The following is a 16929-nucleotide window of genomic DNA, read 5'->3' as shown; positions in this document are numbered from 1 at the left end:
TCAAAAAGCGGGTAACATTAAATTAACCTTTAGCTAAACAAAGCTTAATTAACATCTAACATAGAGCTAACATTGTGGTAATAGCTTTGCCTAAAATAAAACACAGGCAAATTGGACTTAATCACAATTTTTAAAAGGTCGGCATTGACAATGCTGATTTCATTTGTAAGCATAATAGCTTATGCACAAACAGGTAAAATTTCTGGAACGGTAACCGATAAAAAAACTGGCGAAACCTTAATTGGGGTATCAGTTAAAATAAAAGGTACAAACAAAGGCTTATCTACAGATGTAGACGGGAAGTATCTTCTTCAGAATTTGGCCAACGGAAAATACACATTAGAATTTTCGTACGTAGGATATCAAAGTAAAGAGGTTTCCGATATCGAAGTTAAATCGCCGGCAACTACTTCATTAAATGTAATTTTAAGTGAAGCAAGCGGTCAGAATCTTGGTGAGGTTGTGGTTAAAGCGAGCTTTAGACAAGAGTCTGTAAATTCACTTTATGCTAAGCAGAAAAATAGTGCAGTAGTTTCAGATGGCGTTTCAAGCGATCAGATAAGAAAATCGCCAGACAGAACTACATCAGATGTTTTAAAGAGAGTAAGTGGTGCCACTGTTCAGGATAATAAATTTGTTGTTATTAGAGGTTTAAGTGATCGTTATAACAATGCAATGCTTGATGGTGCCTCTCTACCAAGTACAGAGCCAAACCGTAAAGCTTTCTCTTTTGATATTGTTCCATCAAATCTGGTTGACAATTTAGTGATCAGCAAAACAGCTACTCCAGATCTTCCTGCAGATTTTACAGGAGGTTCAATTCAAATTTCAACGAAAGATATTCCAGATAACAACTTTATCAGCTTTGGGGTAGGAGCGGGTTATAATACTGAATCTACATTCAAAGATTTTAAAAGTGGCCAAAGAAATATTTCTGATTATTTTGGATTTGATAATGGAGATCGGGCATTGCCTGCTAGTTTTCCATCTCGTGCTAATTTTAATAATGGCTTAACTCCTGCTCAGCAAACCGCTGGAATGAAAGCACTGCCAAGAAACTGGAATATCTATAATAATACAGCGCTACCAACACAAAATTACCAGTTTACATTAGGTAGGGTTAAAAACTTCAAAGATAACGGCAATAGATTTGGTGCCTTGTTCTCTTTAACATATAGAAATGCCCAAACCATTAACAACGATGTTATCAGGGATTACGTGAATGTTGATTATCATGATAATATTTACCGTTTTTCTACCAGTTTAGGTGCACTTGCCAATTTTGCTTACACTTATGGTAAAAGTAAAATCACATTCAAGAACATTTACAATAGAAACTATGATGATTCATATTTAACCAGAACCGGTTTCAACTTCGATAGAAATCGCGATACCCGTTATTTTGCATTCGATTTGATGCAAAAATCTTTATTTAAATCAACGGTTGAAGGTAATCACGGCTTAGGTGAAAATAATTCAAAGATTAATTGGTCAGTAAGTTATGCCAATATTCTTAACGATCAGCCTGATCAAAAGAAAGTTTCTTATCAAAGAAATCCAGCAGATATTGGAAGTGATAACTACGCATATGTTGCCAGTACAGGAACTTTAAGTAAGGAAAACTCTACTTTATTTTCAAAATTAAATGAGAATAATTACAGTGGTGGTGTTAACTATTCGCTTCCATTCAAAATGCTTGGGCAATTGGCTACGTTTAAAACCGGTTTGAGTTCAATTTATCGCGATAGAACTTTCGATGCCAGATTTGTAGGTTTAAGAGCAAATACTGCTGCTGAAAATGCTGATGAGATTAGCAAAAGACCATTGAGTACACTTTATGGTACTGACGCAATAAACAGTGGCGCATACTTTTTAGATGATATTTCTGGTGATGCTGATGCTTACACCGCATCATCTATTACCAATGCGGGGTACTTAATGTTGAATAATAAATTTGGAGAAAAATCGAGATTGGTTTGGGGATTAAGAGTAGAGCAATTTAACGTTAAGTTAGATGCAAAGATTCCTTCGCCACAAACATCTGTTGATGATAATTATGTTGACTTTTTGCCGTCAGCGAATTATACTTATAGTTTAACGCCAAAAATTAATTTAAGAGCTTCGTATTATCGTACTTTGGCCCGTCCGGAGTTTAGAGAATTAGCTTCTACCGCAATTTACGATTACGAATTGTTATCACTTCAACAAGGTAATCCAAACTTAAAAGAAGCGAAGATTGATAACGCCGATGTTCGTTTCGAATTTTATCCACAAGCTGGTCAAATCATTTCAGTATCTGGTTTCTACAAAAAGTTTCACGGCGCAATCGAATCATATAATCAAGATTCGGGCTCGAGCAGAATTGTAACCTACATTAATAGTGATAATGTAAATGTGTATGGAATTGAATTCGAATTCCGTAAGAGCTTAGATTTTATATCGAATACAGATTTCATGAAGAAAACTACATTCTACACTAATCTCTCGTTAATCAAATCAAAAGTAGAAATTAATAATAGTGGTATCAATTTATTGCGCACAAGCAGGCCAATGGTTGGACAAGCACCATATATTATCAATGCGGGTTTACAACATAGTTTCTTAAATGATAGGTTAAACTTCAATGCATTGTACAATAAAGTTGGTCGCAGGTTAGTGGTTGCCGGTGGGGTGTTATTTCCTGAGATCTGGGAAGTTCCGAGAGATGTAATTGATCTTCAATTGTCGTTAAAAGTGATTAAAAATAAAGGTGAAATTAAATTCAATGCCGGAGATATTTTAAATCAGCGGATCACGCAATATTACGATAGAGATTTGAACGATAAATACGACCGTGCAACTACTGATGAAACAATAGCAAGCTACAAGCCAGGTAGTAATTACTCATTATCATTCTCTTATACCTTTTAAGTTTAATTCCTATTAAAATTTCGGCACTTAACAATAGCTTAAACATAGGTTAATGCTTCAGTTATATGCAGACCATAAATTTGTAAAAAAAGTAAAATAAAAAACGATGAAAAAACAACTATTACTTTGCGCCCTTAGTGTTTTGGGTTTATTAGCAAGTTGCTCAAAAACTACTGACGATGGTGATGTTAACCCACCAACGGATGCAAATACTGTAGAGATTACTGGTGACCTTACCGCAAGCACTACATGGTCTGCAAGTAAAATTTATGTTTTAAAAGGAAATGTTTTTGTAACAAACAATGCTACATTAACAATCGAGCCTGGAACAATTATTAAAGGCGATAAGTCTACTAAAGGCGCACTTATTATTAGCAGAGGTTCTAAAATCAATGCTACCGGTACGGTAGATAAACCAATTGTATTTACTTCTAGTGTTGCTGCCGGTGCCCGTAAAGAAGGCGATTGGGGTGGTTTAATCCTTTTAGGTAAAGCACAGAATAATGTTGGTACTTCAGTTTCAATCGAAGGTATTTCTGGCGATTCGGAAAAAGGTAAACATGGTGGTACTGATAATGCAGATAATTCTGGTACCCTTAAATATGTACGTGTAGAATATGCTGGTATTGCTTTAAGCCCTGATAATGAAATTAATGGTATCACTTTCGGATCTGTTGGTTCGGGTACAACTGTTGATTATGTAGAAGTTTATCGTTCTGGTGATGATGCTTTTGAATGGTTTGGTGGTTCAGTTAACTGTTCTCACTTATTGGCAATCGATTCATGGGATGATGATTTTGATACAGATAATGGTTTTTCGGGTAAGATTCAGTTTGCTTTAGCACAACGTTTGGCTAACACTGCCGATGTTTCTGGTTCAAATGGATTTGAATCTGATAACAACGCTGCCGGTGATAATTCTACACCTCAAACTTCAGCTGTTTTCTCAAACGTTACTATCTTAGGTCCGGTTGGTTCAGGTACTACAAGTATCAATGCAAACTATCAACATGCAGCACAAATTCGTCGTAACTCTGCCATTAGCATTTTTAATTCAGTATTTGTAGGTTACACAGAAGGTATTTTTTATGATGATGCTTTGCTTGCAGGTGCTGCAGCTGCTTCTACAAATTTATCAGCTGGCAGATCTGTTTTTGCTAACAACTTAATTTATAACAGCAATAGTAAATCAAATCAGATTAAAGCATCAAATACAGCAGCCTTAGCGGTAATTACACCAATATTAACTGCTGCGAATGTTTTCGACGCAACTGGTTTAGCTGCTGCATTAATTACTGATCCATATAAATATTCTGCTGACTTAGTTGCAAATACTTCTACGGTTACAAGAGTTGGAACTCCAAACTTTACAGTTGTAGCAAACTCACCAGCTGCATCAGGTGCACTATTTACAAATGCGAAATTGGCTAGCGGTTTTACTAGTGTAGCTTTCAAAGGTGCTTTTGGATCTGAGAACTGGGCTGCAGGTTGGGCACATTTCAATCCTCAAGCTTTGGCTTACACAACTCCAGGAGCAGTTAAGTAATCACAAACATTACAACGTTAAACTATAAAAAAAAAGGGCCAGAAATTTATTTCTGGCCCTTTTTTTTATATTGTTTTTGTAGTATCAGATTTAGCTTTTTTACTCGCAACTTTATTTTCAATCCCCTGTTCAATTGGTGAAGATAGGTTATCTTCCTCTTTAATGAACGGAGTGATGGAATCATCTTTTTTAGTAAGTGCAACCTTTTTCGAAAGTTGCTTGGCAAGTTTCTCGATTAATTTATCTGTTTTCTTTGCTTTGCCAAATTGGCTTACCACTTCGTTAAATGCTAATGCTAATTTTGATTCTAATTCTTTACGTAGTTTTTTGCTTGTCGATTGATTTTTCGACTTGGATTTATTCTTCTTCATTTAAAAATATGGATTTCTCCAAAGATAAAATTTCGAGAAGTTAAATTAACATTATGATTATGTTAAGCCTAGCATGGTGTGTTAACATCAAGAATATTTACACGTATCTTCATTCTGATCTGATGATCACTAAATAAATTGTAATGGGTATAAATTTGCCAGTTGTAGTCGCTGTAATTGTTTTTGTAATCGTTTTGGTTATCTTCTTAGTTATTAGAAACCATAAAGATAAAAAGGAATACGAACAGGAGTTGATGGATGAGGAATTGCCAACAGAAAAAGGTGATAAGAAAAACAGCTAAAACTTACTGCCTTCAGCTACTTCACCACCTAAATCCAATGTGTTTTGAAATGCTTCCAAATAAGCTAATAAATGCCTTTCTGCATTGGCGTATGAGGTAAATGTAGAAGCGGGTTCGCTTGCATCCGAATCACTTTTGCTTTTGAAATAGTGACTGATTTGAAATTTGAAACTATTTTCATCACTAATTGGCGACATAATCCTTGCTTTAACCGGATAACCATGGATTTCAACAAAAAATTCTTTGATTACGTTGTAAATTACTGCTGACATAGCGATTGATTTTTAGCTTCTAAAAGATATTAGAAATCGAAAATACCTCAAAAGACCAGTAATTTCTCTCTTTAGCAATAAGATTACGTTATGTTAATATTAAGTTAACATCAATTATCACTTTGCTTTGATCATTTTAGGGGATTGTATGCATACACAATTTCGTACTTAATATTTTTTAAGTTGTTCGAAATCTGACCAATTTTCAAATCCTGGCTTTGTGGAGTAGGCTCGCAAAATGAATATTTTTTGCCCTGGTAGGTGATGAAATTACCAACAGGTTTATCGAACTGTACCGCCATAGTTAAATGTGTAGGATAAAGCAAAGCGATCATAGGTAAATTGTAAATCTCTTTCACTAAAAAGAAAAATAATCCTGCTCTATCGTCGCAATCGCTGTATTTGTTTAATAGGGTCTGTTCTGGCGATAATCTTTTTTCCTTACCAAAATTCTGTCCGTCATCTTCATACAAGAAAGCATAACGGGTAAACCGCATCAGATAATCTACGCCCTTTTTCTGGGCCATGTGTTTGGTGTTTTCTTTCAAAATAGGGATTAATGAGCTGTAGGTTTCTCTACTTAGCGGAATATTAAAATAGCTTTCATAATCTACCACAGGATAATTTTTAAATATCTTTTGAACGTCTTCATTCACTTTCAATTTAAAATGATAAACCTTTTGTTTATAGCTAAATTGAATCTCCTTTTCTTCATAATTTTCAGGTTTAAACTCAGGCATCCGCGTAACCTTGTAAGAAAAAGATTTAGTGGCTTCTGGTATTTTAATTTTAACAGGAACATAAACACTTTGCTTAAAAAGCTTTCCATAGTCGTGATAATTTAAACACATGTATTTTTTATCATCAATGATAAAAAAGGGAATATCACTAATGTCTTCATCATTTCTAATGTAAAAAACAACCTGATCATTGCCAATTGCTATTCTGGCATCGTAACCACATTTACTTAATAAATACCATTTGTAGAGTGTGTAGCCGAAATAATTTTCAGCTTTCGGACTAATTTCTTCAGCTGTTTTCCTAATCAGTTGGTAATAAATCCAGTCGTTGAGGTGATGTTCCTCCCGATAAGCTTGTAAAGCTGAAACTATTTTCTGAATATCTTTTGATTCAATTTGACTGTAAAAATTTAATGCCTCGGCAGCAGTAGGTTTGGTATGGACAGCGATGATTAATGAAGGATTTAAATTGAAATTAAATGTTCCATCGTAAAACTCAAAGGAACGATTTTGAGCTGCAACGGAGAAACCGCATAGAAGCAGGCAAAATAACATTGCTGATTTAAATCGATCTATGGAATAGCCTGTTTTCAATTTTCAATATTTGGTTACATTAAATTTACATCATATTAACTTAAAAGCAACAATTTTTTTATGTGAATAAATGTAATGTGGTTTACAGGAAATTAACATGATTAACACAATTTTTAAAAAAAAATGAAATAACAGTAATTTATTGTTGTTATTTAAAATGAAAATTATACTTTTGTCGAAGCAAGGGGTGAGAGCCTTGCATCACAATCATAAAGATTGAGAGCGTTAATTTAGATAAAGGTTACAACAGCGATTGTTGTAACCTTTTTTTGTTTAAATAAATCTGATTTTCTAAAATTAAATTTACTCTGATGAGCCATATTAAAATTTCATCGCTTACAATTTCCGATTATAAAATTTTACAGGAAATAGGCCGCAAAACTTTCTCTGAAACTTTTGCACCAAACAATCCGAGGGATGTTATTGAAGCTTATTTGCAAACCAGTTTTAATGTAGACAAAGTGAAATCAGAATTGAATAATGAGCATTCACAATTTTTTATGGCCTGGGATGAAGAGGATGCAATAGGCTATTTAAAAGTGAATTTTACAGATGCTCAAACAGAGCTTCAAGAAGAAGATTCTTTGGAAATTGAACGGATTTATGTATTGGCAGATTATCATGGAAAGAAAATTGGTCAACTGCTATACGATAAAGCAATTGAAATTGCAATCGAAAATCAAAAGAAATCCATTTGGTTAGGTGTTTGGGAAGAAAACCCCAAGGCTATACGCTTTTATGAAAAAAATGGTTTTGTGCCATTTAGCAAACATATTTTTAAAATGGGCGATGAAGAACAAACCGATTTAATGATGCGCAAAATATTGGGTTAGCTCAATATTGCATTCAGCCATTCATCTTCGATTTTAACCGAGTAATTAATGAATTTTATAACGCTAAGTTAATTTATTCTTAATACTGCAACCTCATATTTGCACTATAAATATTTGGTTAGTATTTATAAAGTTTAGGTTAGTTGATAACAAAAATACCCAGATGGATGTCTGGGTATTTTTATTTAAAAGCTATAAGTTTTTGCCTAATTTCTCCAGCATCTCTGGCGGAATATTATGTGTATCAACCACTAAGAAGCCATCCAAACAATCAGAAAATTTCGGATCGATATTAAAAGAAATAATCTTTGCATTCAGATTCATATACTGCCTCAATAAAACAGGGATTTTAATGTGCGAATTTTCAATGTCGCCGATAATACTGTCTAAATCCTTAAATGATTCACTGCTATCAACCAAAGTATCGGTTGATATTGGAAGTAAATCTGCTTTAAATTTATTTCTTGGTTTCACATATTTTGCCATTTCATAATCGAAATGGTTTTTGGTAATGTAATCTACAATTAAAGCTTTGCTAAACTTTGAAAAACTGTTGCTAATGCTAACCGGACCAAACATGAAACGGTATTGTGGATTATCAATCAGGTATTTTAAAATACCTTTCCACAATAAAAATAATGGAAGTGGTTTCCCTTGATATTCTTTTCTAATCCACGATCGGCCTAGTTCGATTCCTTGTTTCAGCATCGGGTAAAACTGATCTTTCATTTTAAAAAGTTCGGACAGGTAAAAGCCCCTTCGGCCCATGCTTTCCAAAATTTCATCGCCCTTGCCAATGCGATAAGCACCAACTATATTTTCCAAATCCCTATCCCAAATAAACAGGTGGTTGTAGTAGATGTCGTAATTATCCAGATCGATTTTTTTATTTGTTCCCTCTCCAACTTCACGGAAGGTTATTTCACGCAAGCGACCAATTTCCCTTAATATGTTAGGGATTTTTAAAGTGGGAACGATATATACCTCGTAATTCTTTTCTGTCCATACCTTAAAATCTTCGAGCGTTTCTACCTCGGCTTTTATTAAAACCCTTGATGTTTCTTCAATTACTTCAGCAGGTTTTTTCTTTATTTTAAAGAGTTTTAGCGGATTGAATAATCTCTTTTCCTGATCTAAACCAACACCAAGGGCATAGGTACGGGCACGCAAAAAATCCATCAATTTGTTGCTGCTGTTCATATGTGAAACCTCTGCCGGAGCAATAGCCTTACCAATTCTTACTTTAATGGTTAAGCCTTGTTTATTTAAAAACTCAGAAGGAAGTTTTGCTGTGCGTAATGTAGGGTGTATAAAGCTTAAAATATTAAAAAGAACCCCATTGTTCCCATGAAAATAAATGGGTACAACCGGAACTTTTGCCTTTGCAATTAATTTCCCCACTACCGGATGCCACATTCTATCGGTAACCTGTTGTGCATCTAATTTAAATGTAGAAACTTCTCCTGCAGGGAAAATTCCAATAGGCGTTCCGTTTCTCAGTAAATCGAAAGTTGTTTTTAAACCGCTAATGCTTGATGAATGCTGTACATTTTCAAAAGGATTTACAGCAACGAAAAATTCATCGAGGTTTGGAATTTTTTTCAGGATGAAATTAACCATTACCTTCGCATCAGGACGAACAGTGCATAAAAGTTTAACTAAAGCCAAGCCTTCAACACCGCCATAAGGATGGTTTGCAATCGCGATAAATGGACCTGTTTTAGGGATGCTTTTTAAATCGTCCTCGTCAAATTCGATAGAAACCCCAATGGTTTCCAAAATTTTATCTACAAATTCTAAGCCTTTAAAGTGTTGGTTTTGAGCGAAAACATCGTTAATGTCATTCAGTTTCATGATCTCCATCATCAAGCCGGCTAAACCTGGCACACCAAGTTTATCTATCTTGGTCGCTTTCGCAAACTCAGAGGTAGTAATGATCTTCATATATTATTCTTAGATTGTTGATAGCCAAAACCCGAGAGTTTTGCAATTCCAAAAATAAGATTTATATTTATAATACACACGTCATATCGCACATGAGAATTTGGCTCAATAAACATTTTGGTTTCAGCAAGGGCGAATTCAATGGTTTGTTGATTTTGATTCTGATCATTGTTTTCATCAAGCTTATACCTATTATATATGTTAATTCTATTCAGCTGGAGAAAGATGATCCAAATCTTTTAGCCAAAATTCAGAAAATAGAAATTACCGATCAGCAAAATTTTCAGTATACCAGAGATCGAATAGAAACTTCAAACGGATCGAGAAAGGTTACACTATTTAATTTTGACCCAAATAGTTTAAATGCCGAAGGCTGGCAAAGTTTGGGTTTATCTCGTAAACAAGCGCAATCAATTGTAAACTACACCAACAAAGGTGGTAAGTTTTACAAAGCAGAAGATCTTCAAAAAATGTACACCATTTCTCCAGAGATGTATAAAAAGTTGATTCCTTACGTCAGGATAGAAAACCAGACCAGTAATTATCCGAAGAGAGAATTTACTTATGAGAAGAAAGAGTATGTTAAAAAACCACTGGTAATTGTCGATATCAATACGGCAGATTCTGCCCAGCTAGATGAAATTAAAGGGATTGGTGGTACATTCGCTAATCGAATTTTAAAGTATAGAGAGCGCTTGGGTGGCTTTTATAAAAAAGAGCAGCTCATGGAAGTTTACGGATTGGATTCTACCCGTTACGAGGAGATCAAAAATCAAATTACTATCAGCACGGTTTCATTAAAGGTTGTTAATCTCAATACCGCACAATTCAACGATTTGAAGGGTAATCCTTATCTTTCGTACAAACAAATTAATGCGATTATTCAATATAGAAAGCAGCATGGTAATTATTCAAGTCTGGCTGATTTGAAAAAAATCGCAATCCTCAATCAGCAGGTTATTGATAAAATAACGCCATATATCTCTTTTTAAAAAAATGGTATGATCAATTTACAGAAAGAACGTATATCATTTTTATTTGTAAAGCAATTTCAGCATCAATCGGTTTGGTCAGTCCCGCTTTACGCTTCAATCTTTTTTGGTGATGGAATATCAGTGATCCGATGAACACATCTTACATGCTAATATTCATCAGATAACAACTATCGGAAGGCAAAAAAGGATTTTTGTTGCAATCGGGTTTATTTAATTAAAGACAATACCATTAACCACATATCCCATCATCTCTTCTTTATTTTGATTTAAAGACAAAGCTTTTAAATTATTTGAAAAAAGTTAAAATAAATAATTGGCTCATTAGCAACAGAATTTAAAGGTTTGAAATTAATCATCAAACTAATTGAACTGAATACCATTTCATTCTGCTTAGCTGCAAATTTATAATGGCAATTAACTATAAAATAATTGTTTATAATTGCCAGAACTAACTTTAAATATAAAAATAATGAGCGTTAGCTTTAATTTTTCAGAAACAGAAACTCAACAAAATGTAAAGGCCATGGTCCGTGATTTTGCAGAGAAAAACATACGTCCGAATATCATGGAGTGGGATGAAGCACAGCATTTTCCTGTGGAGTTGTTTAAGCAATTGGGAGATTTAGGTTTAATGGGTGTTTTGGTTCCTGAAGAATATGGTGGCTCGGGCCTGGGTTATCAGGAATATGTAGATGTAATTGTAGAAGTGGCCCGCGTTTGTGGCTCAATAGGTTTATCGCTAGCCGCTCATAATTCGCTTTGTACCGGCCATATTTTGGCTTTTGCAAATGAAGAACAAAAGCAACGCTGGCTACCAAAATTAGCTACTGCTGAATGGATTGGTGCCTGGGGATTAACGGAGGCAAACACCGGCTCGGATGCTTTGAGAATGATGACTACTGCCGTTGAAGATGGTGATGATTATGTTATCAACGGCGCAAAAAACTGGATTACCCATGGTAAAAGTGGAGATGTGGCTGTTGTAATGGTGAGAACCGGCGAACAAGGCAGTTCGAAAGGCATTTCTGCAATTGTGGTAGAGCGGGGAACACCAGGCTTTTCTGCAGGTAAAAAGGAAAATAAACTGGGTATGCGGGCTTCAGAAACTACCGAAATGATTTTTGATAACTGCCGTGTGCCAAAGACAAATTTGTTGGGTAATGTTGGCGAAGGATTTAAACAAGCCATGAAGGTATTGGATGGTGGAAGGATTTCTATTGCCGCATTAGCTTTAGGGATTGCAAAAGGTGCTTTTGATGCTGCGGTTTCCTACTCGAAACAGCGTCAGCAGTTTGGACAGCCTATTTCGAGTTTTCAGGCTATTAGTTTTAAACTGGCAGATATGGCCACTGAAATTGAAGCCTCCGAATTATTAATCCGCCAGGCAGCTGATTTAAAAAACAGGCATTTGCCTATGACGAAAGAATCGGCAATGGCAAAATATTTTGCTTCAGAAGTTTCGGTTAAAGTAGCTACTGAAGCTGTACAGATATTTGGAGGTTACGGTTATACCAAAGATTTCCCGGTAGAAAAATTTTATCGCGACAGCAAATTATGTACAATAGGAGAGGGAACATCAGAAATACAAAAGATTGTAATTGCGAGAGAGATATTAAATTAAGCTGAAAGCTGAAAGGTTAAAGCAGAATTTAATCAGAAACAACAAACCAAATATATTTTATGAGTAATCCGGAGTGCTTAACCACCTCCGGATTTTTTATTTAAACATAATAGTATTGAAGTGGTTTACCCTAAACCCTAAACCCTAAACCCTAAACCCTAAACCCTAAACCCTAAACCCTAAACCAATTCTATTCAGCCGTTATAATGCTATCCACTACATATTCGCTAAAACCTCTCCATGGTAAAGGATGGTTGTATTGTTTATAATGTAGCTGGTAAAATTTACCACTATTGGCCATCATTTTTTCAGCAAGTTCTTTGTTTGAAATGGAAAATTCGAATTCATTACTTTGAACGCTCCCTGTGGTTCTCGATTTAATGCCGCTCTGGATTATTTTTCCTTCATAGGTTTTAAAAATATAACCCTTTTTAACCACATAGTTTAAGTCTCCAGCCTTCACCCCATCGGCAAAAACAAAGAAATAGCGATAGTAACCTACGATTACTAAAACGATGATCACTAAAACGGCAATAATGGAGATTGTTTTTTTTCCTGTTGTCATATATATAATGTATCATTAAAAGTAATTAAAGATCATTATAAATCAATCAATGTTTAATAAAATTTTCTTTTCAAAAATCTTTCTCATTTTCAATTATTTACTTACATTTGCAGCCCCGATAGCAGGGGAATAATTTAAAAACCACGAGAGGAGGTATTTCAGCGTTATGATCATTATCAACATTAAAGACGGCGAATCATTAGATAAAGCCCTTAAACGTTTCAAGAAAAAGTTTGAAAAAACTGGTGTATTGAGAGAACTACGTAGTCGCCAAGCATACGAGAAAAAATCCGTTGCTCGCCGTACTGAAATTAAACATGCTGTTTACATTCAGAATATGAATCAAGATACAACTTCATAAGTTGTTCACGACATAAATTTTTAAAGCCTTTAGGATTTTTCTTAAAGGCTTTTTTGTTTTTTGCCCCATCGAAATCTTTACATTAAACAATTTATTAATGATTTCTTTATATCAAAACTATTTGTAACTTCATATCTATACCTAGCAGGAGATATTAAATGTTGCTAAAAAGTTTTATCACTTACTTAACTCACGAGAAGCGCTATTCTCCACATACCATTACATCCTATCAAACCGATTTGGATCAGTTTGAAGAATACATCAATACCACATTTGAACTAAATTTCCCTGAAGTTAAGCATACCCATATCAGAAGTTATATGGTTGATTTGATGGAAAAGAAAACTTCGGAGAATACCATCAACAGGAAAATATCTGCTTTAAGGAGTTTATATAAATTTTTGTTACGGGAAGAGAAAGTTGATCAAAATCCTACACTTTTAATTAAGGCACCAAAAATCCCGAAACGGTTACCCGTTTTTATCGACTCACAAAAGATGGATGTGCTGCTCGATTCGGAAAATTATTTTGATAATAGTTTTGAATCTGTTCGGGATCATTTGGTAATTGAATTGCTTTTTGGTACCGGCATGCGTTTGGCTGAACTTATTCAACTGAAAGAGAATGATGTAGATACTTATTCAGGAACGATTAAGGTTTTGGGTAAACGAAATAAGGAAAGAATCATCCCTGTAAATAAACAGCTTATTAATCAGATAAATAACTATACCGACCAAAAAAAGTTGCAAAATTTTAATAACAATTTGCTTAATTTAATCGTTACCAATACAGGTGCAGCGGCATATCCAAAATTAATATACCGTATTGTTACCTCATACCTAAACCATGTATCAACCAATGACAAGAAAAGTCCACACGTATTGCGACATAGTTATGCGACTACCCTGTTAAATGCAGGCGCAGATTTAAATGCCATTAAAGAACTTTTGGGTCATGCCAGTTTGGCGGCCACCCAAGTTTATACCCACAATTCAATCGAAAGATTAAAAACAATTTATAAACAAGCCCATCCAAAGGCGTAAAAAAAGGAGGAAAAATGAAAATCGGAGTTCAATCAATCCACTTCAGTGCAGACAGTAAGTTGTTAGATTTTATACAGAAGAAGGCTAACAAGCTCGACCAGTATTTTGATCAGATTATAAGCGGCGAAGTGTATTTAAAATTAGAGAACGTAGAGGACGAAGCCAATAAAATAAGTGAGATTAAACTTATTGTGCCCGGTGGAACACTCTTCGCTAAAGAACAATGTAAATCATTTGAAGAGGCGACGGATTTAGCAATCGAGTCGTTAAGAAAACAAATCACTAAGCATAAAGAAAAAACACGTGCAAAATTAAGTGAACATAAAGCGATTTTAAGCGAAAGCGAAGCGACTGATTATTAAGTAAATATTAAAGTAAAATATAGTTAATAAGATAGCGGACAAAAAATGTTCGCTATTTTTTTTCAAATATATTTTGAAGTGAAATATAAGTGTGTATATTTGCATTCCCTTTCGGAAACGGTGTTAGCCAAAGAAGAAAAGGTTAGTTCTTTTAAAAGATAAAAGTTTTTAAAAAACACGTTAATAGTATGAAAAATGAAGATTTTTCGTATCATTGCACAAAATTAAAAGCCTCCTTAGCTCAGCTGGTAGAGCAACTGACTTGTAATCAGTAGGTCATTGGTTCGATTCCGATAGGAGGCTCTTTTTATTTACGATTGTAAATTTTAGATTTTAGATTTGGTTCAAACTCAATCGTAATTCTTAAGTCGAAATCCGAGATAAAAAGTAGGGGAGATTCCAGAGCGGCCAAATGGGACAGACTGTAACTCTGTTATCGCAAGATTTCGAAGGTTCGAATCCTTCTCTCCCCACAATTAATTGGCTAATTCACTAATTTGATAATTAGCTAATTAAAAAGCGGAAGTAGCTCAGTTGGTAGAGCGATAGCCTTCCAAGCTATAGGTCGCGAGTTCGAACCTCGTCTTCCGCTCCAATAAAGTTGAGCAGTTGGCAGTTGAAGGTTTGCAGTTTATAATAACTGATACCTGGAGATTGATAATTGGAAAAGCCGACTTAGCTCAGCGGTAGAGCACTTCCTTGGTAAGGAAGAGGTCATGGGTTCAATTCCCATAGTTGGCTCGAGTATAATAAAGCTTTGTTAAATCTGTTAGATATACAGAAGAGACAAGGTTTTTTGTGTTGAAATAACAAAAAATAAAAATAATAAAAAGTTAACCTACTAATTAGTTATAAATAAAATGGCAAAAGAAAAATTTGACCGCAGTAAACCGCACTTAAACATCGGTACAATCGGTCACGTCGATCACGGTAAAACAACTTTAACAGCAGCTATTACAAAAGTTTTGGCTGATGCTGGTTTAACTGAGGCACGTTCATTCGATTCAATTGACTCTGCTCCAGAGGAAAAAGAAAGAGGTATTACAATCAATACAGCTCACGTTGAGTATTCAACAGCTAACCGTCACTACGCACACGTTGATTGTCCAGGTCACGCTGATTATGTGAAGAACATGGTAACTGGTGCTGCTCAAATGGACGGTGCAATTATCGTTGTTGCTGCTACTGATGGTCCAATGCCTCAAACTCGCGAGCACATCTTATTGGCTCGTCAGGTTGGTGTACCTTCATTGGTTGTATTCATGAACAAAGTGGATATGGTTGATGATCCAGAATTATTAGAACTAGTTGAAATGGAAGTTCGTGAATTATTATCTTTCTACGAATTCCCAGGTGATGATATTCCAGTAATCCAAGGTTCTGCATTAGGTGGATTAAACGGTGATGCTAAATGGGTTGGTAAAATCATGGAATTAATGGATGCTGTAGATAGCTACATTCCAATTCCTCCACGTTTAACTGATCTTCCTTTCTTAATGCCTGTTGAAGATGTATTCTCAATTACTGGTCGTGGTACTGTTGCTACTGGTCGTATTGAGCGTGGTGTAATCAACTCTGGAGATCCAGTTGAGATCTTAGGTATGGGTGCTGAGAACTTAAAATCTACAGTAACTGGTGTTGAGATGTTCCGTAAAATTTTAGATTACGGTGAAGCTGGTGATAACGTAGGTTTATTGTTACGTGGTATTGAGAAAACTGATATCCGTCGTGGTATGGTAATCTGTAAACCAGGTTCAGTAACTCCTCACGCTGATTTCAAAGCTGAGATCTATGTGTTATCAAAAGCAGAAGGTGGTCGTCACACACCATTCTTTAACAAATACCGTCCTCAATTCTATTTCCGTACTACAGATGTAACTGGTGAAATTTCATTAGCTGAAGGTACTGAAATGGTAATGCCAGGTGATAACGTTACAATTTCTGTGAAATTGATTTCTCCTATCGCAATGGAAAAAGGTCTACGTTTCGCTATCCGCGAAGGTGGTAGAACAGTAGGTGCTGGTCAGGTAACTGAAATCTTAGCTTAATTTTAAGCTATAATAATATAAAAGGAGCTAGTTTAGGCTAGCTCTTTTTTATACACACGGGAATAGTTCAACGGTAGAATAGAGGTCTCCAAAACCTTTGATCAGGGTTCGAATCCTTGTTCCCGTGCCAAAAATAATGATTGAATTAGTGAATGTTTTATTGATTGAATGTTAAGCATTCTCTCACTCACTAACTCAATCATTTAATCATTATAATAAATATGGCTAAAGTAGTTGAGTTTATAAAAGAATCATACGATGAAATGACAAGTAAGGTTACATGGCCTACTTGGGGAGAGTTGCAAAGCTCTGCGATTCTTGTTTTGGTAGCTTCTTTAATTATTGCATTGGTTATTTTTGCAATGGATAAAGGTTCTACATTTGTGTTAGATACTTTTTATAAATCACTTTCTAATTAATAT

16 protein-coding genes and 5 tRNA genes are annotated in these 16929 nt (G+C 35.0%); 16 read left to right on the top strand and 5 right to left on the bottom strand.

The window, feature by feature from the left end:
- Window positions 1–150: 150 nt before the first annotated feature.
- Together LUA91_RS05550 and LUA91_RS05545 are read left to right on the top strand one after the other, a co-directional pair.
- Entirely contained in the window at window positions 151–2910 is a 2760-nt protein-coding gene (locus LUA91_RS05550; RefSeq protein ID WP_231425025.1) for a TonB-dependent receptor, read from the top strand.
- Between the two features lie 106 nt (window positions 2911–3016).
- Complete coding sequence (locus LUA91_RS05545) at window positions 3017–4456, top strand: hypothetical protein (RefSeq protein WP_231425024.1); 1440 nt, start codon at window positions 3017–3019, stop codon at window positions 4454–4456.
- 65 nt (window positions 4457–4521) lie between these two features.
- Here the strand turns inward: LUA91_RS05545 and LUA91_RS05540 are convergent, their stop codons facing one another.
- Window positions 4522–4827, bottom strand: coding sequence for a hypothetical protein (locus tag LUA91_RS05540; RefSeq protein ID WP_231425023.1), 306 nt, complete (start codon window positions 4825–4827; stop codon window positions 4522–4524).
- Window positions 4828–4970: 143 nt separating this feature from the next.
- Here LUA91_RS05540 and LUA91_RS05535 point away from each other — a divergent pair, with 143 nt between their 5' ends.
- Window positions 4971–5129 carry a hypothetical protein gene (locus tag LUA91_RS05535; RefSeq protein WP_231425022.1) on the top strand — a complete coding sequence of 53 codons (159 nt, stop codon included), beginning with the start codon at window positions 4971–4973 and terminating at the stop codon, window positions 5127–5129.
- Here the strand turns inward: LUA91_RS05535 and LUA91_RS05530 are convergent.
- Both LUA91_RS05530 and LUA91_RS05525 read right to left on the bottom strand, forming a co-directional pair.
- Window positions 5126–5401, bottom strand: coding sequence for a hypothetical protein (locus LUA91_RS05530; protein ID WP_231425021.1), 276 nt, complete (start codon window positions 5399–5401; stop codon window positions 5126–5128). The genes LUA91_RS05535 and LUA91_RS05530 overlap by 4 nt on opposite strands.
- 131 nt (window positions 5402–5532) lie before the next feature.
- Window positions 5533–6735, bottom strand: coding sequence for a hypothetical protein (locus tag LUA91_RS05525; protein ID WP_316796504.1), 1203 nt, complete (start codon window positions 6733–6735; stop codon window positions 5533–5535).
- 311 nt (window positions 6736–7046) lie between these two features.
- Here LUA91_RS05525 and LUA91_RS05520 point away from each other — a divergent pair, with 311 nt between their 5' ends.
- The gene (locus LUA91_RS05520; protein WP_231425020.1) at window positions 7047–7568 is read left to right on the top strand and encodes a GNAT family N-acetyltransferase; all 522 of its coding nucleotides are present in this window, start codon (window positions 7047–7049) and stop codon (window positions 7566–7568) included.
- Window positions 7569–7760: 192 nt separating this feature from the next.
- Here the strand turns inward: LUA91_RS05520 and LUA91_RS05515 are convergent, their stop codons facing one another.
- The gene (locus LUA91_RS05515) at window positions 7761–9512 is read right to left on the bottom strand and encodes a lysophospholipid acyltransferase family protein (protein WP_231425019.1); all 1752 of its coding nucleotides are present in this window, start codon (window positions 9510–9512) and stop codon (window positions 7761–7763) included.
- Between the two features lie 92 nt (window positions 9513–9604).
- Here LUA91_RS05515 and LUA91_RS05510 point away from each other — a divergent pair, with 92 nt between their 5' ends.
- A complete protein-coding gene (locus tag LUA91_RS05510) occupies window positions 9605–10504 on the top strand; it encodes a ComEA family DNA-binding protein (RefSeq protein WP_231425018.1) in 900 nt (299 codons plus the stop codon).
- A 472-nt stretch (window positions 10505–10976) separates the two neighbouring features.
- Window positions 10977–12128 carry an acyl-CoA dehydrogenase gene (locus LUA91_RS05505; RefSeq protein WP_231425017.1) on the top strand — a complete coding sequence of 384 codons (1152 nt, stop codon included), beginning with the start codon at window positions 10977–10979 and terminating at the stop codon, window positions 12126–12128.
- A gap of 190 nt (window positions 12129–12318) precedes the next feature.
- On the opposite strand, the gene LUA91_RS05500 is transcribed toward LUA91_RS05505, so the two are convergent.
- Window positions 12319–12693: a hypothetical protein gene (locus tag LUA91_RS05500; protein ID WP_231425016.1), complete on the bottom strand. Its 375-nt coding sequence runs from the start codon at window positions 12691–12693 to the stop codon at window positions 12319–12321.
- A 166-nt stretch (window positions 12694–12859) separates the two neighbouring features.
- Between LUA91_RS05500 and rpsU the strand changes: the two genes are divergently transcribed.
- The 10 genes from rpsU (at window position 12860) to secE (ending at window position 16926) form a co-directional block, all read left to right on the top strand.
- Window positions 12860–13054 (top strand): 30S ribosomal protein S21, encoded by a 195-nt coding sequence (rpsU, locus tag LUA91_RS05495; RefSeq protein WP_010601088.1) that lies wholly within the window; start codon window positions 12860–12862, stop codon window positions 13052–13054.
- Window positions 13055–13212: 158 nt separating this feature from the next.
- Complete coding sequence (locus LUA91_RS05490; RefSeq protein WP_231425015.1) at window positions 13213–14097, top strand: tyrosine-type recombinase/integrase; 885 nt, start codon at window positions 13213–13215, stop codon at window positions 14095–14097.
- Between the two features lie 14 nt (window positions 14098–14111).
- Window positions 14112–14459, top strand: a complete 348-nt coding sequence (gene hpf, locus LUA91_RS05485; protein WP_231425014.1) for a ribosome hibernation-promoting factor, HPF/YfiA family — start codon at window positions 14112–14114, stop codon at window positions 14457–14459.
- A 230-nt stretch (window positions 14460–14689) separates the two neighbouring features.
- Window positions 14690–14762: transfer RNA gene (locus tag LUA91_RS05480), tRNA-Thr, on the top strand.
- 87 nt (window positions 14763–14849) lie between these two features.
- Window positions 14850–14932: transfer RNA gene (locus tag LUA91_RS05475), tRNA-Tyr, on the top strand.
- A gap of 46 nt (window positions 14933–14978) precedes the next feature.
- A tRNA-Gly gene (locus LUA91_RS05470) sits at window positions 14979–15054 on the top strand.
- 74 nt (window positions 15055–15128) lie between these two features.
- A tRNA-Thr gene (locus LUA91_RS05465) sits at window positions 15129–15200 on the top strand.
- Between the two features lie 119 nt (window positions 15201–15319).
- Complete coding sequence (gene tuf, locus LUA91_RS05460) at window positions 15320–16507, top strand: elongation factor Tu (protein ID WP_231425013.1); 1188 nt, start codon at window positions 15320–15322, stop codon at window positions 16505–16507.
- A gap of 56 nt (window positions 16508–16563) precedes the next feature.
- A tRNA-Trp gene (locus LUA91_RS05455) sits at window positions 16564–16637 on the top strand.
- 91 nt (window positions 16638–16728) lie between these two features.
- A complete protein-coding gene (gene secE, locus LUA91_RS05450; protein ID WP_010601092.1) occupies window positions 16729–16926 on the top strand; it encodes a preprotein translocase subunit SecE in 198 nt (65 codons plus the stop codon).
- Window positions 16927–16929 lie beyond the last annotated feature (3 nt).

Source organism: Pedobacter sp. Leaf250 (assembly GCF_920984735.1).
GTDB lineage: Bacteria > Bacteroidota > Bacteroidia > Sphingobacteriales > Sphingobacteriaceae > Pedobacter.
Note: the sequence above shows the minus strand (reverse complement) of the source record. Positions and strands in the feature narration are given on the sequence as shown.